This window comes from Anaerotignum neopropionicum, assembly GCF_001571775.1.
GTDB lineage: Bacteria > Bacillota > Clostridia > Lachnospirales > Anaerotignaceae > Chakrabartyella > Chakrabartyella neopropionicum.
Genome location: NZ_LRVM01000003.1, coordinates 15,005 through 39,721, shown reverse-complemented (window position 1 = coordinate 39,721; position 24,717 = coordinate 15,005). Strand labels below are relative to the sequence as shown.

General features: G+C 40.4%; 19 protein-coding genes. 3 read left to right on the top strand and 16 right to left on the bottom strand.

Features of this window, described 5'->3' with window-relative positions; all coding sequences use genetic code 11:
• Positions 1-5: 5 nt before the first annotated feature.
• The 9 genes from CLNEO_RS05925 to dprA form a co-directional block, all read right to left on the bottom strand.
• Entirely contained in the window at positions 6-1,151 is a 1,146-nt protein-coding gene (locus tag CLNEO_RS05925) for a 1-deoxy-D-xylulose-5-phosphate reductoisomerase (RefSeq protein ID WP_066085911.1), read from the bottom strand.
• Positions 1,152-1,163: 12 nt separating this feature from the next.
• On the bottom strand, positions 1,164-1,982 hold the full coding sequence (locus CLNEO_RS05920) for a phosphatidate cytidylyltransferase (protein WP_157723487.1): 819 nt from the start codon (positions 1,980-1,982) through the stop codon (positions 1,164-1,166).
• Positions 1,983-1,998: 16 nt separating this feature from the next.
• Positions 1,999-2,739 (bottom strand): isoprenyl transferase, encoded by a 741-nt coding sequence (locus tag CLNEO_RS05915; protein ID WP_066085905.1) that lies wholly within the window; start codon positions 2,737-2,739, stop codon positions 1,999-2,001.
• Between the two features lie 55 nt (positions 2,740-2,794).
• The gene (gene frr / locus CLNEO_RS05910; protein WP_066085902.1) at positions 2,795-3,352 is read right to left on the bottom strand and encodes a ribosome recycling factor; all 558 of its coding nucleotides are present in this window, start codon (positions 3,350-3,352) and stop codon (positions 2,795-2,797) included.
• A gap of 26 nt (positions 3,353-3,378) precedes the next feature.
• The gene (gene pyrH, locus CLNEO_RS05905; RefSeq protein ID WP_066085900.1) at positions 3,379-4,086 is read right to left on the bottom strand and encodes a UMP kinase; all 708 of its coding nucleotides are present in this window, start codon (positions 4,084-4,086) and stop codon (positions 3,379-3,381) included.
• Positions 4,087-4,230: 144 nt separating this feature from the next.
• Positions 4,231-5,163: a translation elongation factor Ts gene (gene tsf, locus CLNEO_RS05900; protein ID WP_066085897.1), complete on the bottom strand. Its 933-nt coding sequence runs from the start codon at positions 5,161-5,163 to the stop codon at positions 4,231-4,233.
• Positions 5,164-5,253: 90 nt separating this feature from the next.
• Entirely contained in the window at positions 5,254-5,976 is a 723-nt protein-coding gene (gene rpsB / locus CLNEO_RS05895) for a 30S ribosomal protein S2 (RefSeq protein WP_066085895.1), read from the bottom strand.
• A gap of 181 nt (positions 5,977-6,157) precedes the next feature.
• Positions 6,158-8,296, bottom strand: a complete 2,139-nt coding sequence (gene topA, locus CLNEO_RS05890; protein ID WP_066086602.1) for a type I DNA topoisomerase — start codon at positions 8,294-8,296, stop codon at positions 6,158-6,160.
• A 26-nt stretch (positions 8,297-8,322) separates the two neighbouring features.
• Positions 8,323-9,417 (bottom strand): DNA-processing protein DprA, encoded by a 1,095-nt coding sequence (gene dprA, locus CLNEO_RS05885; RefSeq protein WP_066085892.1) that lies wholly within the window; start codon positions 9,415-9,417, stop codon positions 8,323-8,325.
• A gap of 198 nt (positions 9,418-9,615) precedes the next feature.
• On the opposite strand from dprA, the gene CLNEO_RS05880 reads away from it, so the two are divergent.
• Positions 9,616-11,148, top strand: a complete 1,533-nt coding sequence (locus CLNEO_RS05880) for a YifB family Mg chelatase-like AAA ATPase (RefSeq protein WP_066085889.1) — start codon at positions 9,616-9,618, stop codon at positions 11,146-11,148.
• Positions 11,149-11,161: 13 nt separating this feature from the next.
• Entirely contained in the window at positions 11,162-11,839 is a 678-nt protein-coding gene (locus CLNEO_RS05875; protein WP_066085886.1) for a YoaK family protein, read from the top strand.
• Positions 11,840-12,084: 245 nt separating this feature from the next.
• Here the strand turns inward: CLNEO_RS05875 and CLNEO_RS05870 are convergent, their stop codons facing one another.
• Both CLNEO_RS05870 and CLNEO_RS05865 read right to left on the bottom strand, forming a co-directional pair.
• Positions 12,085-13,365, bottom strand: coding sequence for a methionine gamma-lyase family protein (locus CLNEO_RS05870; protein WP_066085882.1), 1,281 nt, complete (start codon positions 13,363-13,365; stop codon positions 12,085-12,087).
• Complete coding sequence (locus CLNEO_RS05865; RefSeq protein WP_066086600.1) at positions 13,366-15,555, bottom strand: DNA topoisomerase III; 2,190 nt, start codon at positions 15,553-15,555, stop codon at positions 13,366-13,368.
• 143 nt (positions 15,556-15,698) lie between these two features.
• On the opposite strand from CLNEO_RS05865, the gene CLNEO_RS05860 reads away from it, so the two are divergent.
• A complete protein-coding gene (locus tag CLNEO_RS05860) occupies positions 15,699-16,583 on the top strand; it encodes a DegV family protein (RefSeq protein ID WP_066085879.1) in 885 nt (294 codons plus the stop codon).
• A 122-nt stretch (positions 16,584-16,705) separates the two neighbouring features.
• Here CLNEO_RS05860 and CLNEO_RS05855 read toward each other — a convergent pair whose 3' ends face one another.
• From CLNEO_RS05855 to CLNEO_RS05835, 5 genes are all read right to left on the bottom strand, one after another.
• Complete coding sequence (locus CLNEO_RS05855; RefSeq protein WP_066085876.1) at positions 16,706-18,244, bottom strand: D-alanyl-D-alanine carboxypeptidase family protein; 1,539 nt, start codon at positions 18,242-18,244, stop codon at positions 16,706-16,708.
• 206 nt (positions 18,245-18,450) lie between these two features.
• Positions 18,451-19,392: a tRNA (adenosine(37)-N6)-dimethylallyltransferase MiaA gene (gene miaA / locus CLNEO_RS05850; RefSeq protein WP_066085873.1), complete on the bottom strand. Its 942-nt coding sequence runs from the start codon at positions 19,390-19,392 to the stop codon at positions 18,451-18,453.
• Positions 19,393-19,403: 11 nt separating this feature from the next.
• Positions 19,404-21,341, bottom strand: a complete 1,938-nt coding sequence (gene mutL / locus CLNEO_RS05845) for a DNA mismatch repair endonuclease MutL (protein ID WP_066085871.1) — start codon at positions 21,339-21,341, stop codon at positions 19,404-19,406.
• Positions 21,342-21,358: 17 nt separating this feature from the next.
• A complete protein-coding gene (gene mutS, locus CLNEO_RS05840; RefSeq protein ID WP_066085869.1) occupies positions 21,359-23,980 on the bottom strand; it encodes a DNA mismatch repair protein MutS in 2,622 nt (873 codons plus the stop codon).
• Between the two features lie 334 nt (positions 23,981-24,314).
• Positions 24,315-24,716, bottom strand: coding sequence for a YlbF family regulator (locus CLNEO_RS05835; RefSeq protein ID WP_066085865.1), 402 nt, complete (start codon positions 24,714-24,716; stop codon positions 24,315-24,317).
• Between the last annotated feature and the right edge of the window lies 1 nt (position 24,717).

Genomic DNA, 24,717 nt, shown 5'->3' with positions numbered 1-24,717 from the left:
TATTATCAGAAATTCAGATGTGAAGCAAAGCTCCTTGCCCAATCATCGGCATCCAATAAATCTTCTAATGTATAGTCATACTTCACAGTATATGCATTCATAGTTTGTTCTATCAGTTCAGGAATTTGTAAAAAAGTAATTTTTCCGCTCAAAAATTTTTGAACAGCAATTTCATTTGCTCCATTTAATACAGCAGGCAATGTTCCGCCTATTTCCAACGCTCGGTATGCCAAGCCTAAGCAACAAAATGTTTCCATATCGGGTTTTTCAAAAGATAAAGCATTCCTTTGGGCAAAATCCACCTTAGGGAATGGGTTTTTTACCCTTTTGGGGTAGGTAAGGGCATATTGTATGGGCACCTTCATATCAGGCTCACCCATTTGTGCAATAATTGCACCATCCTCGTATTCCACTGCAGAATGCATGATACTTTGTGGATGTACCAAAACCTCAATTTGATCGGTTGATACATCAAAAAGCCACTTTGCCTCCATTACTTCTAAGCCCTTATTCATAAGGGTAGCGGAATCAATGGTAATTTTTTTACCCATAGACCAATTGGGATGTCTTAATGCATCAGCAGCGGTAATGTGCATTAATTCCTCTTTCTTTTTTCCACGAAACGGGCCACCGGAAGCTGTTAATAAAATCCGCCGAATGGCATTGCCTTCATTGCCTTGCAGCGACTGGAAAATTGCAGAATGCTCACTATCCACAGGGTAAATGGAAATGCCATTTTTTTGGGCTAAATCCATAACCAGCTGACCGGCGGAAACGAGAGTTTCTTTATTTGCAAGAGCAATATTTTTTCCCGCTGAAATTGCTTCAAACGTGGGCTTTAGCCCAACATTTCCCACAACGGAGGTCACCACAGTATCTACGGAGTTCATTGTTGCAACTTCAATGAAGCCATCCATACCGCTTAACACTTTAGTTTTCACATCGGTTAAACGATCCTTAAGCTTTTTTGCTTGTTTTTCATCCATAACCGCAACAAGACGAGGTCTAAGCTTTCTTGCCTGCATTTCCAACAGCTCAATATTTTGATTTCCACTAATTCCTGCAACGCATATGTTATCCAAATTTTCAACGACTTCCAATGTTTGTGTACCAATGGAACCTGTTGAGCCTAAAATTGAAATTTCTCTCATTTTTTTACCTCTTTACGGTTTCACTCTAATTAAGAAAAACATAATGTAATAAAGTGCCGGCGCCGTTAAAATAACGCTGTCAAAACGATCTAATACGCCGCCGTGACCGGGAATCAGTTTCCCAAAATCCTTAATTCCGTTGATTCTTTTCATTGCCGAGGCAGCCAAATCGCCGATTTGCGCCAAAAATGAACCAAAAAAACCAGCCAAACCGCACAACAGCAGTAGATTTACATCCTCAAACACCACAACTTTCCCAATCCATAAGCCATATGCCAAAGAAATCAAGGTTGCGGTGACAATTCCGCCGATAGCACCTTCTATTGTTTTTTTTGGACTAAGCGAGGGGATTAATTTATGTTTTCCAAAATTTATTCCAACAAAATAAGCCCCGGTATCACAGCCAAAAGCAGCAATAAACGCCAGCCAAACCAGATATTTTCCGTAAGCAAATTCTCGAATTAAATAAATATGGGATAATAAGAAAAATGCATAGAAAAAACCAAAAAAACCTGTCATCCCTTCCAGCGCATTCGTTCTATCATGGCAAATAACCGTATAAATCATTAGCACCACAAGAAATAAGGAAACAAAAATATTAAAATAATTATCTGCATTAATAATTTGCTCCATAAAAAAGCCGTAGAATAAGGCAAAAGCATAGCCAATGACATGCAACCCAGTGTTTTGTTTTGAAAATGCCTGATAGAACTCATGCATTCCCATCAAACCTAAAACAACCATTGACGTTTTCAACCAAAAACCACCGGAAACAACAAGGAATATCAGAAATGGTAGGAGCACAACTGCGGAAATAATTCTGGTTTTCAATATAAATCACCTCAATTTATCTTCCGCCGAAGCGGCGTTCTCTATTCTGATAATAGTAAATTGCCTCTTCCAAGTCCTTTTTACCAAAATCAGGCCACAGTACATCTGTAAAATAAAATTCCGAATAAGCAATTTGCCATAACAAAAAATTGCTAATGCGTTCTTCTCCACTTGTACGAATTACTAGCTCCGGATCAGGAACGCCAGCAGTGTCAAGCTGTGCCGCAATGATTTCTTCTGTGATTTCCTGGGGAGATAATTCTCCGATTGCAACTTTTTCAGCAATTTGTGTTATCCCTCGACGCAGTTCATCTCTTCCGCCGTAATTTAGGGCAATATGAACAGTCATGCCATCTTTGGCCTTTGATTTTTCTTCGACCTCCCGAATCTGTTCTTGAATATCCTCATCCAAACGGGAAATATCTCCAATGATATGCATTCTTACGTTGTCCTTTAGAAAACGCTGAAAAGAATTTTTTAAATAGTAGCGCATCAAATCCATGATGGCAGCTACTTCCTCCTCTGAACGCCTCCAATTTTCTGTTGAAAACGCATAAACCGTGATATGCTCTATTCCTATTTCTTTGGCATCGGTAATCAACCGTTCAAAAGCCTCAGCTCCCGCTTTATGACCGGCCTTTTTTGGTAAAGCTCTTTTGGCAGCCCACCGCCCGTTACCATCCATAACAATTGCAATATGCTTAGGTAGGCGAGAAGAATCTATTAAAAGCACTTCTCGTTTTTTCTGAAAAAACATAAATATCCTCCAAGAAACAAAGCCCCTCTATTACCAGAGGGGCAGGTAGTTTAATTTATACTGCAAGGATGTCTTTGCATTTTTCGTCGCATTTTTTATCAATATCTGCAACAAATTTATCTGTTAGCTTTTGGATTTCATCTTCCATATCCTTTAATTCATCCTCGGTAATTTCTTTTTTCTTTTCAACTTTTTTGAGTGCATCAATTGCATCTCGTCTGATATTACGAATTGCTACCTTGGAGTTTTCCGCTTTCTTTTTAACGTCTTTTGTCAATTCCTTTCTTCTGTCCTCTGTTAATTCGGGGAAGATTAAGCGAATGACTTTTCCGTCATTATTGGGATTAAGACCCAAATCAGAAGCATTAATTGCTTTTTCAACTGCCTTCAAAGCACTACTGTCCCAAGGCTGGATTTGAATAATACGTGCTTCCGGAACGGTAACATTTCCAATCTGATTGATTGGGGTTTGTGTTCCATAATATTCAACAGTAATCTTGTCAAGCACATGGGGGTTTGCACGGCCTGCACGAATTGTTATATAATCGTTTGCCAAAGCTGTAACGGTTTTTGCCATTTTTTCTTCATAAGGTTTAATTAATTCAGATGCCATAGCGTTTGCCTCCTATGATTCGTTTTTTAAGAAACTGTAACAATTGTACCAATCTTTTCTCCGCTTACCGCGCGGATAATACTTTTCTCTTCGTTTAAGCCAAAAATAACTACGGGAATTTTCCTTTCAAAACAAAGGTTGGCTGCTGCCATATCAATCACCTTAAGATTATTCTTGACAATTTCTTCCGATTTAATCACATCAATCTTTTTGGCATTGGGATTAACAGCTGGATCATCATCGTAAACGCCGTCTATATTTTTTGCGAAAAATAGCCCATCTACATCAAGTTCGGCTCCTCTTAAGGCTGTAATAGTGTCCGTGGAAAAGAAAGGGTGTCCAAGTCCGGCAGCAAAAATGAGTACTTCGCTTTTTTCCAATCGTGCCAACGCAGCATCCTTAGAAAACAGCTCCGTCATGGTGCCAAAAGGAATCGGCGTTTGAACAGTTGCAAAAACACCATTCTGGCGAAAAGCATCTGCCAAATAAATTGCATTCATCACTGTTGCAAGCATGCCAATTTGGTCTGCTTTTGTTCTATCCATACCGGAAGCAGCGCTTCTGCCGCGCCAAAAATTGCCGCCGCCCACAACAAGGCAAACCTGCGTCCCTTTGTTTATAACCTCTTTAATTTGGGAAACTAAGCTCCAAATTACAGTATCATCAAAAGTAATGCCATCCTTATCACCGGCTAGAGCCTCGCCACTTAATTTCAGGACAATTCTCTTATACATTGATAACAGCCTCCTTACCCTTCTAATGTATCATAATCTTAACAAAAATACCACATTTTTTATAAAAGTATAATTATTTCCTAATTCTCCGTAAAAAAGAAACGCCAATACTTTGGCGTTTCTTTTCAATTTTATAAAAATTGATTAAATCATTGCCTTTGCAACTTCATCTGCGAAGTTTTCTTCTTTCTTCTCTAAGCCTTCGCCTGTTTCATAACGAACAAAACGTGTGATTTCAATCGAAGCACCTACAGTTTTCGCAACAGAATCAATATATTTTTGAACTGTCAAATCACCATCTTTTACATAAGGCTGTTCAACCAAGCAGAATTCTTTTAATTCTTTTTTCAATCTGCCTTCGATCATCTTTGCAATAATCTGATCGGGCTTGCTAGCATTTTTTGGATCATTTTTCGCTTGTAAAGTTAAGATTTCTGTTTCTTTTTCAATAAAGTCAGCTGGAACGTCTTTTTCTGTGATAAATTTAGGATTTAAAGCAGCAATCTGCATTGCAATGTTTTTACCTAACTCTACCAACTCATCACTTTCGTTTTCACAAGCCAATTCAATCATAACACCGATTCTGCCGCCACCGTGGATATAAGAAACCAATTTGCCGGACTGTGCTTTTTCAAATTTTTCAAAACGTCTGATGTTAAGGTTTTCGCCGATTACAGCTACCTGCTGGCTCAAAGCTTCTTTCACTGTATACTGAGAATCCAAATCCCAATTTTCTGCTAAGAACGCATCCATATCTACAGCTGTTGATTTGGATGCTTGCTTTGCAACTACTGCAACATAATCTCTAAAAATCTGATTTTTTGCAACAAAGTCGGTTTCAGAGTTTACTTCAATAATTGTACCAATTTTATTGTCATCACTTATGAAAATGTCAACAACACCTTCAGAAGCTATACGACCAGCCTTTTTTGCAGATGCAGCAAGACCTTTTTCTCTTAATAATTCTACTGCTTTTTCCATATCACCGTCTGTTTCAGCCAGTGCCTTTTTACAATCCATCATGCCAACGCCTGTAGTTTCTCTTAATTCTTTTACCATTGCTGCTGTAATAGCCATGTTTTTTTCCCTCCGTATTTTCCGCTATAATTGAAAAGAGCTTCAGCCCGTAAGTTGGCTGAAGCTCGGGCAAATGCCTTGTAATATAAATTATTCAGCTGCTACTTCTTCGGGAGCTGCTGTTTCTTGCTCGCCCTGCTTGGATTCCAAAACTGCATCGGCAACCTTGGAAGCAATCAGCTTTACTGCACGGATTGCATCATCATTACCAGGAATAACATAATCAACTTCATCCGGATCACAGTTTGTATCAACAATTGCAACAATGGGAATACCCAATGTATGTGCTTCTTGAACAGCAATTCTTTCTTTTCTTGTATCAACGATAAAGAGCATTTCGGGCACTTTTTTCATGTTTTTGATACCGCCCAAGTTCTTTTCCAGCTTTTCCATTTCATGCAACAAAGCTGCAACTTCTTTTTTAGGCAAAACATCAAAAATACCGTCAGCCTGCATTTTTTCCAATTCCTTCAGTCTTGCAATTCTTTTTTTAATTGTTGTAAAGTTTGTCAGCATACCACCCAACCATCTTTGGTTAACATAGTACATACCGCATCTTTCAGCTTCTTCTTTCAAGCATTCTTGCGCTTGTTTTTTTGTGCCAACAAATAAAATTTCACCGCCGTCTGCAATCACCTTGCAAACTTCAGCATAAGCTTCATCAGCTTTTTTTACAGTTTTCTGTAAATCAATAATGTAAATGCCATTTCTTTCTGCAAAGATGTATTCCGCCATTTTGGGGTTCCATCTTCTTGTCTGATGTCCAAAATGAACACCTGCTTCTAATAATTGTTTCATTGAAATTACGCTCATAGCGCACCTCCTGTGGTTAGTCCTCCGCATCATTTTCCGAAAAGAAACCGACCCTGTCGGCACCGTTCCTTTGGCAACAGATACGTGTGTTTTTAAAGTTACCTATGGGATTATATCACAGATAATCCCAAAATACAACCGTTTTGTGAAAGTTTTGCAAATTATTTATGACGGGTTTTCATTATTGGCTTTCTTCTTCCTCAGGTCTTTCTTTTATATAGCTACATTTCTCGTTAGAACAAACAATTTTTATATTTTTTCTGCCCTTCTCAACTAAAAAACTGCCGCAAACAGGACATTTCTCACCTGTTGGCTTATTCCAAGACATAAACCCACACTCAGGATTGTTCTCGCAGCCATAATAAATACGACCTTTTTTGGTTTTTTTAATGAGCACCTTCCCCCCGCATTCAGGACAATTTACTCCTGCTTCCTCAAAAAATGGCTTCGCATTTTGACAATCAGGGAAGCCGGGACAAGCCAAAAATTTCCCGTAGCGACCATATTTAATCACCATATTTCTGCCGCATTTTTCGCAGATCACATCACTGACTTCATCTTTTATTTCAACCTTTGCCAGTTTTTCTCGAGCATCCTCTACGCAGGCATAAAAATCAGGATAAAAATCACGAATAACCTGTTTCCATTCCTCAAGGCCATTTTCCACCTCGTCCAAGCGTTTTTCCAAATTTGCCGTAAAGTCAACATCCACGATTTCTGAGAAATAGCTTTTCATGATATTATTTACTACCTCACCCAGTTCTGTTGGGTAAAGATTTTTTGCTTCCTTCGTAACATAATGCCGCGCCTGAATTGTAGTTAAGGTAGGTGCATAGGTACTAGGGCGGCCAACACCGATTTCTTCCAAGGTCTTGATTAAAGAAGCATCGGTAAACCTAGCTGGCGGCTGGGTAAAATGCTGTTCGGGCAAAAGCGCCTCTGTTTTTAAAAGGTCACCCTTCTCCAAAAGAGGAATCATTTTTTCGTTTTCTTCCTCACCTTTATTATACACCTCTAAAAAGCCTTTGAATTTTATGCTTGAGCCAGAGCTTCTAAAGGAGCATTCCCCGGCCTGCAGCTTTACAGAAAGCGTGTCATAAACGGCAGGGCTCATTTGACTGGCAACAAAACGCTCCCAAATTAATTTATATAAACGAAATTGGTCTTTTGATAAAGACTCCTTGATGCTATCAGGACTGCGTAAAATCTCTGTGGGGCGAATTGCCTCATGGGCGTCTTGGGTTTTCCCTTTGGATTTATAAATAATTCTTTCAGGATTAACATATTCATCGCCGTACTGATCTTTAATGAAGGACACAACAGCGTCATATGCTTCATCAGAAATACGGAAGGAATCCGTACGAATATAAGAAACCAAACCTACCGTGCCTTCTCCCTTAATGTTAATACCTTCATAAAGCTGTTGGGCAATCATCATGGTTTTTTGTGAAGCCATGTTTAAGTGCTTACTGGCTTCTTGCTGCAGCGTACTGGTTGTAAAGGGCGCCACAGGCTTCTTTTGACGAGTGCCAATTTTTACATCTGTTACTTCAAAAGCCTTGCCTTCCAAAGCTTTTACGATTCCTTCGGTCGTTTCGCTGTCAGACAACTCCATTTTTTCATCGTTCTTGCCATAAAACTTAGCCTCCAGATGCTTCCCGTTTTTGTCAAGAAGCTTGGCTGTTAAAGACCAATACTCTGTGGGAATAAAGGCTAAAATTTCTTCTTCTCGATCACAAATGATTCGCAGCGCTACAGATTGCACACGTCCGCCGGAAAGTCCTTTTTTAACTTTTTGCCACAGCAAATCGCTTATGGTATAGCCCACCATTCTGTCAAGCAAGCGTCTTGCCTGTTGGGCATTTACCAAATCCATATCGATATCTCTTGCCTCGCCAATGGAACGCTTGACCGCGGTTTTAGTAATTTCGTTGAATGTAATTCGACTAATATCCTTTTCCTCGCCAAGGTTTAAGGCGTGAACCAAGTGCCAGCTAATGGCTTCTCCCTCGCGGTCAGGGTCAGTTGCAAGAAACACTTTATCCGCACTTTTGGCATCTCTGCGCAGCTTGCTCAATAAATCCCCTTTCCCCCGAATTGTAATGTATTTTGGCTCAAAGTCATTTTCCAAATCAATGCCCATCTGGCTTTTTGGCAAATCACGGATATGCCCCATGGAGGCTTCAATTTTATAACTGGTGCCCAAAAATTTTCCAATGGTGGCTGCTTTTGCCGGTGACTCTACAATCACCAGATATTTTTTTGATGTCTTTGTCTTTTTTGCATCAGACTTTGCTGCTTTATTCTTTTTTTCGGTCATTTCTTTTGTCATACCTCACCTCAAAATTAACCTTCCCTGATATATCCTGCCTGTGGAATTTTTCGAATATATCCAGCAATCTCCAACAAGGAAAGTATATACTGCACTTCCTGTATATTTTTATGCAGCTTTCTGCAAATGGTTTCTGGCAAAACAGGCTCTTTATCAAAAATTTCATCATAAATTTCTTTTTCGTCCGGAGTCAGCTTTGCCGCCACTTGTTTTGTAATCGTTTGTCTTTCATACTCTTTATAGGTAATGCCCAATTCAAACAATATATCATTTGTTTCGGTAACGATAGGGCATCCTTGCTTAATTAAATTATTTGTACCTTCGCTTAATGCGCTGGTTATATTCCCTGGAACAACAAATACCTCTCTGCCGCTTTCCAAGGCAATATCAGCGGTAATTAAGGTTCCGCTTTTCTTCCCTGCTTCTACCACCACCAGCGCTTTGGACAATCCTGCAATAATTCGATTTCGATTAGGAAAATGGTGCGCCGCAGGTTCCGTACCGGGGGGATATTCGGAAATGATACATCCGTTTTTTATAATTCTTTCCATCAGCTCTTTATTTTCCGCTGGATAACAGATATCAATGCCCGATCCAAGTACAGCAATGGTTTGTCCTCCCCCATCCAATATGCCTTTATGAGCCATGGTATCAATGCCCTTTGCCATACCGCTTACCACAACAATATTGGCTCTGGCAATGTCTTTGGCAATCTGATATGCCACACCTGCTCCATAACGAGAACATCGTCTGGCTCCCACCAAGGATATTTTGTCAATATCATCATCGGGCAGTAAGCCTTTTACATAAATACCAACGGGCGGGTTATAAATTTGCTTTAGCAAATTGGGGTATAGAGGGTGTAAAAAAGAATAGTACTGTATTGCTTTTTCTTCCAATTCTTCAATCCAATGATTCAATGTTTCTTCGTCCCTCGCCAAAAGGATTGCATCTATGGTCTTTTCAGGAATGCCCCTCAGCGTAGCAAACTGCTCTTTACGAGCATTCCAAACCGCCTCGGCACTCTGAAAATAATCCAAAAGGATACGAATACGTTTGATTCCAATACCTTCAATTCGAGAAAGCCACATCAAATAGTATTCTTCCATGCAAGCATTCCTCCCCACATCGAGTTACGCCCTTAACTATATAACCTTTTTTTTTAAAATTCAATAAGGAATTACATAGTTTGAAAAAATTTCAGTAATTATGGATATTAATTTGGTAGTGATTCACCAAAAATATTGCAAATTTTAGTAAATATTGATATGATTATTTTATATTTTGAAAGAAAAGGGGCGTTTATAATGCTTTCTATCATTAAAAGCTCTGCTTTGCAAGGGATTGACAGCTATCCGGTTTCCGTAGAAGTTGATTTAAGCAGCGGCTTACCTTCTTTTGATATTGTTGGCCTACCGGATTCAGCAGTAAAGGAATCCCGTGAAAGAGTGCGTACTGCGTTAAAAAATTCAGGGTTTTCCTTTCCTGTCAAACATATTACTGTAAACCTTGCCCCCGCTGATACCAGAAAAGAGGGAGCCTCTTTTGATTTGCCTATTGCTTTGGGCATACTTTGTGCCTGCGGAGCGTTAAAAACGCAAGTTGCTGATGACTATTTTGTTACAGGAGAGCTATCCTTAGACGGCTCCGTAAGACCTGTGAATGGTGTGCTGCCTATGGTATATGGGGCAAAGCAAAACGGAATCAAAAAATGCTTCGTTCCCGCAGAAAACATGGAGGAAGCTGCTTTGGTAGAAGGAATTGCCGTTTACCCTGTGCGTAACCTAAAAGAAATTGGGGAGCATTTATTAGAAAAAAATAAGATACCACCGTTTTTGGCTGATGTCAAGGCATTGTTCCATGAAAACCAGCCGCCCCAGCTGTTGGATTTTTCTCATGTAAAGGGACAGGAAAACGCAAAGCGCGCCATGGAAATCGCAGCGGCAGGGGGACATAATTTTCTCATGATCGGCCCACCGGGTTCCGGTAAAACAATGCTCGCAAAGCGACTACCCTCTATTTTACCCGACTTAACCTTTGAAGAAAGCATTGAAATTACAAAAATTTATAGCGTCGCCGGTTTGTTGCGTAACAAAAATTCTTTGATTCGTACCCGGCCTTTTCGTTCACCACACCATACCATTTCCGCCTCTGCCTTAACCGGTGGCGGACGCATTCCAAAACCAGGAGAAATATCCTTATCCCACTACGGCGTACTGTTTCTTGATGAGCTGCCGGAATTTCAAAGGCCTGCCTTAGAAATTATGCGTCAGCCCCTTGAGGATGGAGAAGTTACTATTGCTCGTGTCAATGGCACCTTAACATTCCCTTCGGATTTTATGCTGGTAGCGGCCATGAATCCATGCCCCTGCGGTTATTTGGGAGATGGGAATAAATGTCATTGCTCCATGAATGAAATCATAAAATATCGTAGCAAAATCAGCGGCCCTCTCTTGGATCGCATTGATATTATGGTGGAAATGCCTGGGGTTACATACGATGATTTAGAAGAAATAGAACTGGGTGAATCTTCCTCAAAAATCAAAGAGCGGGTTTTGGCTGCTCATCATATTCAACTGGAACGTTTTCAAAATGAAGGGATTTATTTTAACGCACAGCTCTCTGCGGCACAAATAGAGAAATTTTGTCCCTTGGGCACAAAAGAAAAGGACATGCTTCGTAATGCCTTTGAGCGATTGGATTTAAGTGCCAGAGCGTACCATAAAATTCTAAAAGTAGCCAGAACCGTTGCTGATTTAGATGGCAGCAAGGACATTACCTTGCGCCATTTGGCAGAGGTTTTACAATATCGCACACTGGATCGGAAGTATATGTTTTAATAAGGAGTTTGTTATGAATCAATGGAAAGAACAAATGTCAGAAAGCTTTCGTGTCGGCGCCCTGTTGGCGTTTGCAGGCGGATTTTTTGATTCCTATACCTATATTGCAAGGGGCGGGGTTTTTGCAAATGCCCAGACAGGAAATATGATTTTGCTGGCGATGCAGCTCGTTCAGGGGCAGTTTTATCATGCCTTATATTATTTGATACCAATATTTGCTTTTGTAAGCGGCATATTTCTTGATGAATATATCAAGCGGCATTTCCCACAAAATCACCGTCTCCATTGGCGGCAAATTGTGCTACTAATCGAGATTGTCATATTGGTTATTGTTGCATTTATCCCCCTTGGGAAAGGCGATATTTTAGCCAATGTATTTATTTCGTTTATTTGCTCCATGCAGGTGCAGAGTTTTCGTTCTGTACACGGTTTACCATATGCCACAACAATGTGCACAGGCAACCTAAGAAGCGGCACGCATCAACTGGTTCAATTAGTATTTGAAAAGGACAGCACTGCCGGTAAAAAAGCATTTTTGTATTTTAGTGTAATTTTAATTTTTATATCCGGCGCAGCGGTTGGGGCAAGAGTAACCTCCCGCGTTGGGGTGAAATCCGTTCTTTTTTGCTGTATTCTATTAATCATTGCCTTTATCATTCTTTTTTTACAGAGAAAAGAGCAGGATGAATAAAATTTATTAGAAAGTCAAATTTTGCTTATGTTTTCTGTAGCTCTATCCCTGGATGTCTTAGCAAAAAACACGGAAAATCATTAAAACTTAGGCTGATAGGAGCTACTACATGTGAATATGCTTCCTACCAGCCTTTTTATATACTTCAAATTACCTCTCATGTTAGAGGAAGCCTATGGAGTTTTACCCTTACGAATTTACTTTATTCCAAAATACAAGGATAAGTTTTACTTTGAAAAAATACCTTACCGCATCAATTCTACCAATTTTTTTTCATATAATTTCTGCAAGGACATCATAATACCGAATTTTGCATGATACCAAGTTAAACCGCCCTGGAAATAAACGGAATAAGGGGGACGAATTGGACCATCTGCACTCAACTCAATAGAAGAACCTTGTATAAATGCGCCCGCTGCCATGATAACATTACAATTGTATCCGGGCATAGCATATGGTTCAGGCTTTACATAGCTATCCACAGGGGCTGCCGCCTGGATGCCTTCACAAAAAGCGATTACACCCTCGGCTGTTCCTAATTCTACCGCTTGAATAATGTCATGGCGAGATTCTGTACTGGTAGGAATCACCCGAAAGCCCAATTTTTCATATACATTTGCCGCAAAAATAGCCCCCTTTAGGGCTCCTGCTGTCACATTGGGGGAAAGGAAAAAGCCTTGGTAAAGGGAACGCATAACGTCTAGGCTGGCACCAACCTCCTGCCCCAAGCCGGGAGCACTCAATCGATAGGCACAGCGGTCAACGCAAGTCTGCGTACCACAAATATATCCCCCAATGGGTGCCAGTCCGCCGCCAGGATTTTTAATTAAAGAGCCCACAATCATATCTGCCCTAACATTGGAAGGCTCAATTTTTTCAACAAATTCGCCATAGCAATTATCTACCATGCAAATGACATCAGGCTTAATTTCCTTTATAAAGGAAATTAATTGCCCAATTTTTTCAACAGAAAAGGTTGGGCGCATCTGATAGCCTTTGGAACGCTGAATGGTCACCATTTTTGTTTTCTTATGAATTGACTTACGAATATTTTCATAATCAAAGGAGCCATCCTCTAATAAATCCACCTGGCGGTAGCTTACGCCATATTCCTTTAAGGAGCAAGGGGAATTGCGAATTCCAATCACTTCCTCCAACGTATCATAAGGCTTGCCTGCTGGGGCAAGAAGCTCATCACCGGGCAGTAAATTTGCAGACAGTGCAATGGCAAGAGCATGGGTGCCGCAAGTAATTTGGGGACGAACCAAAGCCGCCTCGGTTTCAAAGCAAGCAGCATATACCCTCTCTAAGGTATCACGCCCTGCATCGTTATAGCCGTACCCAGTACTGCCCGCAAAGCAAGTCGCATCAACCCGTTCTTTTTGCATTGCCGCAATCACTTTACATTGGTTATATTCTGCTATGGAATCAATGCTTTGGAATCTGTCCTTTAAATTTTCTAATACACTCTCGCAAAAAGCCTCAACCTCAGGGGCAATTCCTAATTTCTGGTACATACTACTCATTTACTTGTTCTCTCCTTCATTTGCCTGTGTTATATTTTCTTCTATCTTGAGATTTCTTGTAAAATCCATCAATTCAATGCGTCCCTTACCGTCTGCAGAAAAAATCAGAGCGGCTTTTCCTTTGTCCCCTGTTTGGGGTAACGCTACACTTACATCGGGTATTTTTCCATCCTTTAATAGCTGCTGCATCATTTTTTCGGTTAAGGCTATTCCATAGGGCGAAAGGCTGTCTTTCCAAACGGTAAATTTGCAGCCTGTTTTCCATTTTGAGCAAAAAAATGCCTTGCGATTCTCCAATACGTCCCCATCCTTGCAAACAGGACATTTCCCCAGAGTTTTTCCACCCTTTCTCGATCCTTTTTTCTCTTCTTCCGGAAAAACGACTTCAGTTTTTCTTCGGGCAGCATCCTCCACAAGAAAAGAAACATAGCGTTTGATGCTTTCCATAAATCGCTGTTCCTCCATCTTCCCTTTGGCAATGGAAGAAAGACCTTTTTCCCATTTGGCTGTTGTTTGGGGCGAACGCAATGCTTCCGGTACCACTTGAATCAATTGCTTTCCCTTTTCTGTAGGAATTAAGTTTTTGCCTTTTCTTGTGATATAGCCAACCGCCAGTAAACGCTCAATAATCGCCGCTCGGGTGGCGGGTGTGCCAAGACCGCTGTCCTTCATTTGCTCCTTTAACGTTTCATCCTCTACAAATCGACCTGCATTTTCCATGGCTGACAGCAAGCTGCTTTCCGTATAGGGCTTTGGCGGCGTGGTTTTTTTCTTTAAAACCTTTGCCTCTAAAATAAGATAGACCTCGCCTTCCGATAATGGCGGAAGCTTTTGCTCATCATTGGTCTTTTCCTTTTTTTCCTTCCCAGGAATTAGTTTTTTCTCAATCTCCTGCCAGCCCTCTTGCAAGACAACTGTCCCCTTAGACAAGAACCGTTCATCCTCGCAGGAAAAAAAAGCCTTCGTTACTTCATAACGATAATTGGGATAGAACACACTGATAAATCTGCTGGCTACCAAAAGAAAGACATTCAGCTCCTCCTGTGTCAAGCTGTCTAATCTTAGCCGTACATCCGTAGGAATAATGGCATGGTGGTCTGTCACTTTAGTGTTATCAATAATTCGCTTAGAAAAAGAAAGCCCGTTATCAGTCAGCAAGGGCTTTGCAAACTCCTGAAAAGACTCCAATTCCGCCAGTCTTTTCATTGTACTTTGTACTTTGCCCTTCATATCTTCGCTAAGATAGCGGCTGTCTGTTCTGGGGTAGGTAATCAGTTTTCTTTTTTCATATAGCCCTTGGGCAGTGTCCAAGGTTTTCTTTGCTGAATATCCAAATCTTCTGTTACACTCTCGCTGAAGCTCCGTCAAATCATAAAGCTGAGCAGGCAAGATTCTTTTTTCTTCTTTTTCCACCTTGGTTACAACGGCATTTTGCCCCTCAACCTTTTGGGTGATTACCGTTGCCTTTTCCTCATTTTCTATTTTCGTGTCTGCTTCATCATCAATCCAAAAGCCATAAAATCCACCGAAATCCCCTTGAACCTCAAAATAAGGCTTTGTAACAAAAGCATCAATCTCTTTTTGTTTCTCCACAATTAAAGCCAAGGTTGGGGTTTGCACACGCCCGATGCTTAAAAGAACGTCATAGCGCAAGGTGTATGCTCTTGTTGCATTCATGCCAACCAGCCAATCCGCCTCCGAGCGGCACTTTGCAGAATGATACAGCAAATCATACGCCGCACCATCCTTTAAATTGGCAAACCCGTCCTTGATTGCCTGTTCTGTCATGCTGGAAATCCAAAGCCTTTGAAAGGGCTTTTTGCACTTGGTAATATTATAAATATATCGAAAGATTAATTCGCCCTCTCGCCCACTATCTGTGGCACAAACGATGGAGTCAATCTCCTTGTTATTCATCCATTGATGTAGTATTTTTAACTGGGTGCGGGTGTTTTTTATTGCTTTAAGCTCCATTTTTTCCGGCAAGATAGGCAAAGAGGCAAAACTCCATTTCTTAAATTTTTCATTATATTCCTCTGGCTCAGCCAAGGTAACCAGATGCCCAATGGCCCAGGAAACCACATACCTCTCGCCCATCAAACAGCCCTCGCCTTTTTGCGTTATGCCCAGTGTTTTCGCTATGTCCCGCGCTACTGATGGCTTCTCCGCCACTACTAAAATTCTGCCCATTTCCCCACCTCCTTTTTTGCCTTTCCAAAGTATACCACCCTTCCCCAAGAAAGGCAAACACTCCTTGCTTTATTGACATAAAATATATTTTGATTTAGAATAGAATAACTTGTAGGTGATTAAAAATATCATGGAGGTACTCTATGCGACCATATCAAATTATTTCTGACAGCTCCTGTGACATTGCGCCGGAGCTTATTAAAGAAAATGGACTAGGAATAGTCCCTTATTTTGTTTCCTTTGATGGTGAAACATATTATAAAGAAATTTATGAATTAATACCAAATGCTTTTTACGAGAAAATTAACGAGAGTGCGCTCTTTCCTAAAACATCTCAACCCACCATACAAGACTACATAGATGTTTTTGAACCATATTTAAAAGAGGGAAAAGACATTCTTTGTTTGTGCTTAACCTCAAATTTCAGCGGTTCCTATCAGAGCGCAGTGAATGCAAAAAACATTTTAGAAGAGGCATTTCCCGAGGCGCGAATTGAAGTTTTAGACTCCAGAAACGTTACAGGCGTGCAAGGCTTATTGGTTTGGGAAACAATTCGTATGCGTAACAAAGGCTTTACCTTAGATCAGCAATTAGAAAAAATTGATGTAATCAAGGGAACAACGAAAATAAATTTTACCGTTGATTCTTTGGAGCATTTACAAAAAGGCGGGAGAATTGGAAAAGCTGCGGCATTGGCGGGCACAATTTTAAATATCAAGCCCATTATTGTTGCGCAGCACGGCGAGTTGTTACCGGAAAGCAAAGTGCGGGGCCATAAAAAAGCCCTCCGTACCATTATGGACATGACACGTCAAGAAATAGGCGATAAAAAAGAACAATATCGCTTACTTATGCTCTATGCGGAAAAAGAAAGAAAAGAAGCTACGGAGGAATTGGCAAATGAATTAATTGCCGAAGGTTTTGAGCTTATTTCCCCTCCTTTGGCGCAGGTTGGAATTACCATCGGAACCCATGCCGGCCCTACGGCAATTGGTATTTGTTATATTAAAAAGCACGAATGCTTTTAAATTCTTTTGAACTACTGCTAGTCGAAAATATAAAAAAGCTGGTATCAATCGAAACTGATACCAGCTTTCTATTTTTCTACAAATGAAAAAACTGAACTTATGGTGGTTTTTATCGAATACAATTAAAACCTTCTGCGTCTACGTCCACCTTTGCGAGAAGAATGCTTCTGAAACGTATATCCTCTTGAGTATCTTTTTCTTCTGTTGCTGACAATACGGAAAATAATAAAGATCAAAACAATAACAACTATAAAGCCTGCCAAGCCCATGAGCCCTTTCTTTGAAAAAACAATGGAGGTAAAGTTTTTAAAGAAATATTTGATACTGCTCAAAATTGTTCCCTTTGTTACTTCACGTCCTGCATAAACATCCTCCGACAAAACTGTTTTTGAGTCAATTTGGAAGGTAGCGGTTCCGATTTTTTCACCTTTTGCAATAGGTGCTTTCAATTTCGAAACCCCATCCTTGTTTACATCTAAATATTTTTCGTCGTATACAATGGTTTTTTCCACTCCATCAGATGTCCCTGTGGGAAGATATGTTACAACATCCTGATTGAATACCACATCCAATGTATCCCCTTCTAAGCGGTTATGCTTGGTCAAAGGCATAGATTCCAAAACTTCAGCTGTTTTACCAAGCTCTGCCCTTTCATACTCATTAAAACCAAATTCAAACAAATTTTTACCATCCAACCAACGCCCAGGATCAGGAGAATTAAATATGATGGCAACCAAAGTCTCCCCGTCTTTTTCCGCCGCCGCCGCAACACAATCTCCGGCTTCGTTGGTGAAGCCGGTTTTAATGCCGGATGCATAGCTGTAATTATATTCATTATCCGTAATCAAAAGGTTGTGACTACGCCAAGCGTAATTTTGGGTTTTCATTCCCTCGCTTTGCTGAAACATATTATCCGCACCATTGCCGGCAAAGCTCTTTTCGTTTGCAATTTCTTTCAAAGTGCTGTTTTCTAAATAAGCACAGGCAAACAATGCCATATCATAGGCGCAACTGTAGTGGTTTTCATCATGATACCCATGGGCATTGGTAAAATGAGTATTTACCGCACCTAATTCCTTCGCCCTTTTATTCATAAGTTCTGCAAAAATTTTCTGGCTTTCTGCAAAAGTCAAATTATCATTGCTTTGAACACGTTTTGCAACTGCCGCCGCCAAAACATTGGCAGTATCATTGCCTGAAGGAATGATTAACCCACGAATTAAATTTTTAATGGTTATTGTTTCCCCAACAATATGTCCGGCCTTACTTGAATCAAGGGATACTTCATTTATCTCACTACCAATGGTAATTAATTCATCCTCTTTAAAATAATCCATTGTCACAAGGGCCGTAATCATTTTTGTCGTGCTGGCCGGATACATCTTTTCCTTTGCACCTTTTTCAAAAAGGATTGTACCTGATGATGGTTCCACTAAAATTGCTGTTTGTGCAGTAACCTCCGGCACATTATTCGCCTGACTAAAGGCAGCATGCAGCGCAAAAGCGTCTGACACGGCAGCAGCATCAAGGGGTGTAGTATCCTGCACATCATTTTCTATATTTTCTGATATCGGTTCATCCTTTTTGCCGCACCCGGCAATCCCAAATGACAAGATAACTATTAGCAGCAAGCTGATTTTTTTCAAAAGAAACTTTTTCATTTTGCATATCCTTTCTTCCCTCTAATTTTTAAAACGCTCTGTGTAACGCTGTAAATTCTTCGTTATTAATTAAATATTTGTAAGCTAAAATTACCTATTAAATAGTTATTCAAATCTGCTTCTGTTTATAAAGCTGTACGCACAAAGTCAAATCCTAAAATGAATAACTTCATTTTTTTGAAAAAACCCTGCATTTTTTTCAAATATCATTCTAAAATGTTCTTTTCCTTCAAATAGTCTAAAATATCCGTCATTGCCATAGGGAAATCCGTCTTGGATAAATCTACCCACAATCCGTCAATTTGTCGGCGAAACCATGTAAGCTGGCGCTTCGCAAAATGACGGGTGCCTTTTTTCAATTGCGCCACAGCCTCATTCAAGGAACATTCTCCTTGAAAATACGGTACAAACTCCTTATAGCCAAGCCCTTGCATAGAAACCAAACCAGGGGAATAGCCTTTTTCCAAAAGATTTTTCACTTCATCCAATAAGCCCTGCTCCATCATCAAATCGACTCTGTAATCAATGCGCTCATAAAGCTTTTCTCGCTCCATGGTCAAAATAATTACAGCAGCGTTGTAAGGGCTTTCTTTTTGCTTTTGTTCTGCGTTATGCTTTGAAAATTTTTCGCCTGTAAGGAAGTGATATTCCAATGCACGCGCCACCCGCTTAATATTATTTGCATGAATAATTTTGGCATATTCAGGGTCAACCTTTTCTAGGCGTTGAAACAAAGCCTCCGGGCCCTCGTTTTTTGCTTGGGCATAACATGCCTTTCGAAATGACGTATCATTTTCTGTTTCCGTAAAATCATTATCATACAATAAAGCATTGATATAGAAGCCTGTACCACCAACCAAAATTGGAATTTTACCTTTTCCCCAAATTTGATCCATATATATCTTTGCTTTTTGCTGAAAGATCATAACGTTGTATTCCTCATCGGGGTACAGCTCGTCCACCAAATAGTGGGGAACCCCCTGTTTTTCGGCTTCTGTTACCTTCGCTGTTCCAATATCCATAAAATGGTATACCTGCATGGAATCGGCAGAAATAATTTCTCCGTCAATCCTCTTGGCCAGTTCAATAGACATTGCAGTTTTCCCACAAGCAGTGGGGCCTCCAATAATTACGAAAGGTTTTTTCATTCTATCACCCTTTAATTCTGGATTCTTTTAAATTTCTTTTCCAGTTCGTATTTCGTCATTTCAATAATTGTGGGGCGTCCATGAGGGCATGTAAATGGATTTTCCAGCTTTAACAGCCGCCCGATCATCGCCTCTGCTTCTTGGAAGCTTAACCTATCATGCCCCTTGACTGCGGCTTTGCAAGCCATCGTTGCCACAGCTAATAGCTTCATATCATAAACAGAGCGTATTTTTTGCTCCGAAAGACTGTCTAAAATCTCTGTAAAGAATCCTGCGCCGCCTGGCTCCTTTAACAAATACGGTACAGCCTTTAACGCATACTGATTTGAAGCAAATAACTCAAACTCAAACCCAAAATCCTCCAAAAGAGAAATATTTTCTTTTAAAATTTCAATCTCGGTGGCAGATAAGTTCAACATTTGCGGCACCAAAAGCTTTTGAGAAACAACGCTTTCCCCTTGAAAACGGTTCATTAATTCTTCGAATAAAATGCGCTCATGAGCGGCATGCTGATCAATTAAATACAAACAATCATCTTGCTCAATCATCCAATAGGTTTGAAATAACTGTCCAATAATTTTGTACTGCTTAAAAAACGGTTCAACCTTAGGGACTTCCGCCTCTATCTTCTCATGGAATCCCTCCGAAAACCTTGAAGCATTTCCGGTTAGCACTTGATTTTGCTCTGTTTGAATGCTCTTTGTTTTTTCACCAATAACCCCAGGCTCAATCAAAAAGGCCTCGGGTGCTTGATGCACCTGGTTCTCCATGGTAGGCTGTCTTTTTAGAAGCTGATCCACCGTTTTTCCTATACCACAAGTCGTATTTGCAGCTTCCCAAACAGGGTATGACACATTTTTATAAGTAGGAATATCCTCAATTTTTTGCTGTTCTGCCACAAAACTTTTTTCTATGGATTTTTCCGTTGGTTTTTTATCCCAGCCTACCTGAGGAATTAAAATCTGCTGCTCCATAGTTTTTATGACTGCATCATAGAAAAAATCATATATTTCATCATCATTTTTAAAGCGAACCTCCAGCTTTGCAGGATGCACATTTACATCCACCTGGCTGGGCGGCACTTCCAAACTCAAAACAAAGACAGGGAATTTCCCAATAAGTAAGCGAGTTTTATAGGCATCCTCCACCGCCGTTGCCACGACCTTGTTTTTGATAAACCTACCATTTATAAACAAATTTTCGTAGCTTCGGTTTCCTCTGGAAAGCTCGGGCTTACCAATTAAACCAGTAAGGCCATACTCCTCTTTTTTATAGCACAGGGGAAGCATGCTGTTTGCAGCTTCTTTCCCATAAACATAAAAAACCGAAGCCTTTAAGTCCCCATTTCCTGCCGTATGCAGCATGGTTGTATCATTATTGATATATCGGAAGGAAACCTCAGGATGCCCCAAGGCCATTTTATTCATTAAATCTGAAACAAAACCGCTTTCTGTAGCAGGTTTCTTCAAAAATTTTCGTCTTGCAGGAACATTGTAAAATAAATTCTTTACGATAATGGTAGTTCCTTCCATGCAAGAAGTATCTTGAATATTTTTAATTTCCCCTCCACTGATTTCAAGGAAGGTGCCTGTTTCCTCATTTCTTGTCTTTGTTACAATCTCCACTTGGGAAACCGCAGAAATACTGGCTAAGGCTTCGCCACGAAACCCCAGCGTAAAAATATGCTCCAAATCCTCAATTTCACTCATTTTACTGGTAGCATGGCGCAAAAAAGCCGTTTTCACCTGCTCCTTTGGAATGCCACTGCCATTATCCATAATGCGGATATAGGAAATGCCGCCCTCCTTGATTTCTACGGTTACAGAGGTTGCTCCTGCATCAATGGAATTTTCCACCAATTCCTTCACGACGGATTTCGGCCCTTCCACCACTTCTCCCGCCGCGATTTTGTTTATTGTTTTAGTATCTAGTATTTTTATGGTTTGCAAGGAAATCCTCCTTCCTACTACATTCCCTTCGCTTTCTTTTGCAATTCAAAAAGGGTCTGCAATGCTTCAATGGGAGTCATTGCCATGACATCCAGCTTGGAAAGTTCATCTATCATTTGATTTTCTTTTATGGAAAACATATCTATTTGCTTTGCTGCTTCCTCTGCCTGTTCCTGCGCTTCCACAGCAATTTTTTTCGCTTTTTTTGTAATATCGGCAGCGTTTAACTGCTTTAAAATCTGTCCGCTACGACGAATTACCTTTGGCGGCAGGCCAGCAAGCTTTGCAACTTGAACACCATAGCTATGGTCTGCACCGCCCCGTTTGATTTTTCGGAGGAAAATAATATCTTCCCCCATCTCCTGAACGGCAATACAATAATTTTTCACCCCCGAAAGCTTACCCTCAAGCTCAGAAAGCTCATGATAGTGGGTGGCAAAAAGGGTTTTTGCCCCAATTTGCTTTTCATCGGCTATATACTCCAAAACTGCCCAAGCAATGCTTAAGCCGTCAAAGGTACTGGTTCCACGGCCGATTTCGTCTAAAATTAAAAGGCTTTTTTCAGTGGCATTATTTAAAATGTTTGCAACTTCAGACATTTCCACCATAAAGGTACTCTGCCCTGCACTCAAATCATCAGACGCACCGACTCTGGTAAAAATCCTGTCCACAATTCCAATATGTGCCGCCTGGGCAGGAACAAAACAACCAATTTGCGCCATCAAAACAATCAATGCCGTTTGGCGCATATAAGTTGATTTTCCCGCCATATTGGGTCCTGTAATAATTGCCAAGCGGGTTTCCTCTTTATCTAAATAAATATCATTAGGAATAAACTGTCCCTGTATCATTTTTTCCACAACGGGATGGCGTCCCGCTGTAACAGAAATAATATCTCCTTCATCCACCACAGGCTTTACATAATTCATGCTCTGAGCCACCTCGGCAAAGGATTGCAGTGCATCAACCACCGATACAATGTAAGCGCAATATTGAATACGCTCAACCTCCGCAGCAACTGCGTTTCGTATTTCCGTAAAAATTTGATACTCTACAGTAACAATTTTTTCTTCTGAACCCAAAATCACCTCCGCCAACTGATTTAATTCAGGGGTGATGTATCTTTCACAATTGGCAAGGGTTTGCTTGCGGATATAATGTAGGGGAGCATCCTTAATGTTTGACTTTGTAATCTCAATATAATAACCAAAAACCTTGTTATAACGAATTTTTAAATTTTTGATGCCAGTTTTTTCTCTTTCCTCATCTTCCATCTGCTGAATCCATGTGGTGCCCTTTTCCTTGGCCTGGGTGTAGGTGTCCAGCTCAGCATGAAAGCCCTGTTTAATCATACCGCCTTCTCTTACAGAAAAGGGGGGATCTTCTACGATTGCCTGCTCAATTAACGAATGAATATTTTCCAAAGAATCAAGCTTTTGGCAAAGCTCCATTAAATATGGACTTTTGCATCTTGTCAAGATGTGTTTCAATTGGGGCAGATTTTCAATGGAGTTCTTCAAAGCCCACAAATCCCTTGCATTGGCGCTTTGAAATATGACACGGCTCATAATGCGCTCAAAATCATACATAGAGCGTAAAATATCCTTTATTTCTTCCCGCAAGAATAAATCTGTGTAAAGTTCCTCCACACCGTCTAGTCGTTTTTGTATCTCTTTGGCAGAAAGCAAGGGCTGCTCTACCCATTTACGCAAAAGTCTAGCTCCCATTGCAGTTTGTGTTTTATCCAAAACCCAAAGCAAGGAACCTTTACGGTTTTTTTCACGCATAGTTTCCGTCAGCTCTAAATTTCTGCGGCTGGAAACATCCAGCAGCATAAAATCACCGGTTGTATAATATTTTACCGTGGAAATATGATCCAAATTATTTTTCTGTGTTTCCAAAAGATACCAAAGCAGCCCCCCAGCCGCTGCCACAGCAGCAAGCTTTTTATTCAAACCAAAGCCATCTAGGGTTTGAACGTGAAAGTGCTTTAAAATCGTATTCTTCGCCGTTGCAAAATCAAACATACGGCTATCTATATCATTGAAGTAATAATTAAATTTCCCTTGTATTTCCTTGGCAAGAGGATTGTTTAAAAAGGCCTCGTTGCAAATCACCTCCGCAGGGGAAAAGCGAGCAATCTCATCCAGAATTTTATTTGCCGCCTGTATACTCATAAATTCCGTCGTCTGAAATTCACCTGTACTCACATCGCAGGCTGCAATACCATAACCTGCTTGACTGCTGTAAACAGCAAGAATATAATTGTTTTTTCGTTCATCCAAAACCGCATTATCCAAAACCGTTCCCGGGGTAATAACCCGAACAACGTCACGTTTTACAATGCCCTTTGCCAGCTTAGGGTCCTCCACCTGTTCACAAATTGCAACCTTATAGCCTTTTTCCACCAACCTTGCTATGTAACCGTCGGCAGAATGAAAGGGCACACCGCACATGGGTGCCCGCTCCTCTTGCCCCCAATCCTTACCTGTTAAGGTAATTTCCAGTTCCTTTGAAGCAATCAAGGCATCTTCAAAAAACATTTCATAAAAATCACCTAACCGAAAAAAAAGCAGGCAATGCTTATAGTTCTCTTTGATTTCAAAGTATTGCTGCATCATAGGCGTAATTTTTGCCATGATCGCCCCTCCTTTTTCACTCAACATTATATTCCTAAATATTGCACTGGAAAGAAAAAGCACTTTCTCTTTCTGTCTTCAAGACGTGCAATAATTGAATTTTCAAATTTAAATCACAAAATCATTTCGTCGGACTGTTTCTATATTTAAAATCTCCAAATGAATAATTTTAAAAATCCGTGTTTCTACTCTTTTGGCCATGCTCAATAAATCCTTGACCCCATTTTATAGAATTTTCATAATAAAGCAGTTTGATTTTTCTTAATTAATAAATATGTAAAAGCCCGAACCCCGCAAGGGAGCTCGGGCATCTTTTAAACGCTCGTTCAATTAATTAGTGGCAGCCTCCGCCGCATGATGCACACGCACTGGGACTGCAACCACTCTCAGCAGGCTCTTCACCTGTCAAAGTGGAAGTAACGATTGTGAAAATGGAATTCATAAAGTTATTAAAATTCATTTCAGCAGCAAACAAATCAGCAGCAATCTTATTGTTTCTAATTTCCTCGCCTCTTTTTGCCATATCCTCGGAGAAAGCTTTTTGTTCCTCTGCGGAAATACCACCTTTTTGCATTTTTGCTTCAAATTCCTGGTGCAATCTTGTATATTCTTCCACTGCGGCAGCGATTTCGGGGCTTTCTTCATAAGCCTTTTTTGCACTCATAAGCTCCATAACCTGAGGCGTGTTTTTTAACTCTTCGCCTAAATTTCTTGCTAACTCATAAACAGATGCCATA

What these genes read in the sequence shown, in the direction of transcription:
- CLNEO_RS05855 (WP_066085876.1), bottom strand. Translation starts at nt 18,244, where the DNA reads ATGAAAAAGTTTCTTTTGAAAAAAATCAGCTTGCTGCTAATAGTTATC.
- CLNEO_RS05870 (WP_066085882.1), bottom strand. Translation starts at nt 13,365, where the DNA reads ATGAGTAGTATGTACCAGAAATTAGGAATTGCCCCTGAGGTTGAGGCT.
- mutS (WP_066085869.1), bottom strand. Translation starts at nt 23,980, where the DNA reads ATGGCAAAAATTACGCCTATGATGCAGCAATACTTTGAAATCAAAGAG.
- CLNEO_RS05915 (WP_066085905.1), bottom strand. Translation starts at nt 2,739, where the DNA reads ATGTTTTTTCAGAAAAAACGAGAAGTGCTTTTAATAGATTCTTCTCGC.
- CLNEO_RS05880 (WP_066085889.1), top strand. Translation starts at nt 9,616, where the DNA reads ATGCTTTCTATCATTAAAAGCTCTGCTTTGCAAGGGATTGACAGCTAT.
- CLNEO_RS05925 (WP_066085911.1), bottom strand. Translation starts at nt 1,151, where the DNA reads ATGAGAGAAATTTCAATTTTAGGCTCAACAGGTTCCATTGGTACACAA.
- topA (WP_066086602.1), bottom strand. Translation starts at nt 8,296, where the DNA reads ATGACCGAAAAAAAGAATAAAGCAGCAAAGTCTGATGCAAAAAAGACA.
- CLNEO_RS05860 (WP_066085879.1), top strand. Translation starts at nt 15,699, where the DNA reads ATGCGACCATATCAAATTATTTCTGACAGCTCCTGTGACATTGCGCCG.
- miaA (WP_066085873.1), bottom strand. Translation starts at nt 19,392, where the DNA reads ATGAAAAAACCTTTCGTAATTATTGGAGGCCCCACTGCTTGTGGGAAA.
- CLNEO_RS05865 (WP_066086600.1), bottom strand. Translation starts at nt 15,555, where the DNA reads ATGGGCAGAATTTTAGTAGTGGCGGAGAAGCCATCAGTAGCGCGGGAC.
- pyrH (WP_066085900.1), bottom strand. Translation starts at nt 4,086, where the DNA reads ATGTATAAGAGAATTGTCCTGAAATTAAGTGGCGAGGCTCTAGCCGGT.
- frr (WP_066085902.1), bottom strand. Translation starts at nt 3,352, where the DNA reads ATGGCATCTGAATTAATTAAACCTTATGAAGAAAAAATGGCAAAAACC.
- CLNEO_RS05835 (WP_066085865.1), bottom strand. Translation starts at nt 24,716, where the DNA reads ATGGCATCTGTTTATGAGTTAGCAAGAAATTTAGGCGAAGAGTTAAAA.
- dprA (WP_066085892.1), bottom strand. Translation starts at nt 9,417, where the DNA reads ATGGAAGAATACTATTTGATGTGGCTTTCTCGAATTGAAGGTATTGGA.
- CLNEO_RS05875 (WP_066085886.1), top strand. Translation starts at nt 11,162, where the DNA reads ATGAATCAATGGAAAGAACAAATGTCAGAAAGCTTTCGTGTCGGCGCC.
- rpsB (WP_066085895.1), bottom strand. Translation starts at nt 5,976, where the DNA reads ATGAGCGTAATTTCAATGAAACAATTATTAGAAGCAGGTGTTCATTTT.
- tsf (WP_066085897.1), bottom strand. Translation starts at nt 5,163, where the DNA reads ATGGCTATTACAGCAGCAATGGTAAAAGAATTAAGAGAAACTACAGGC.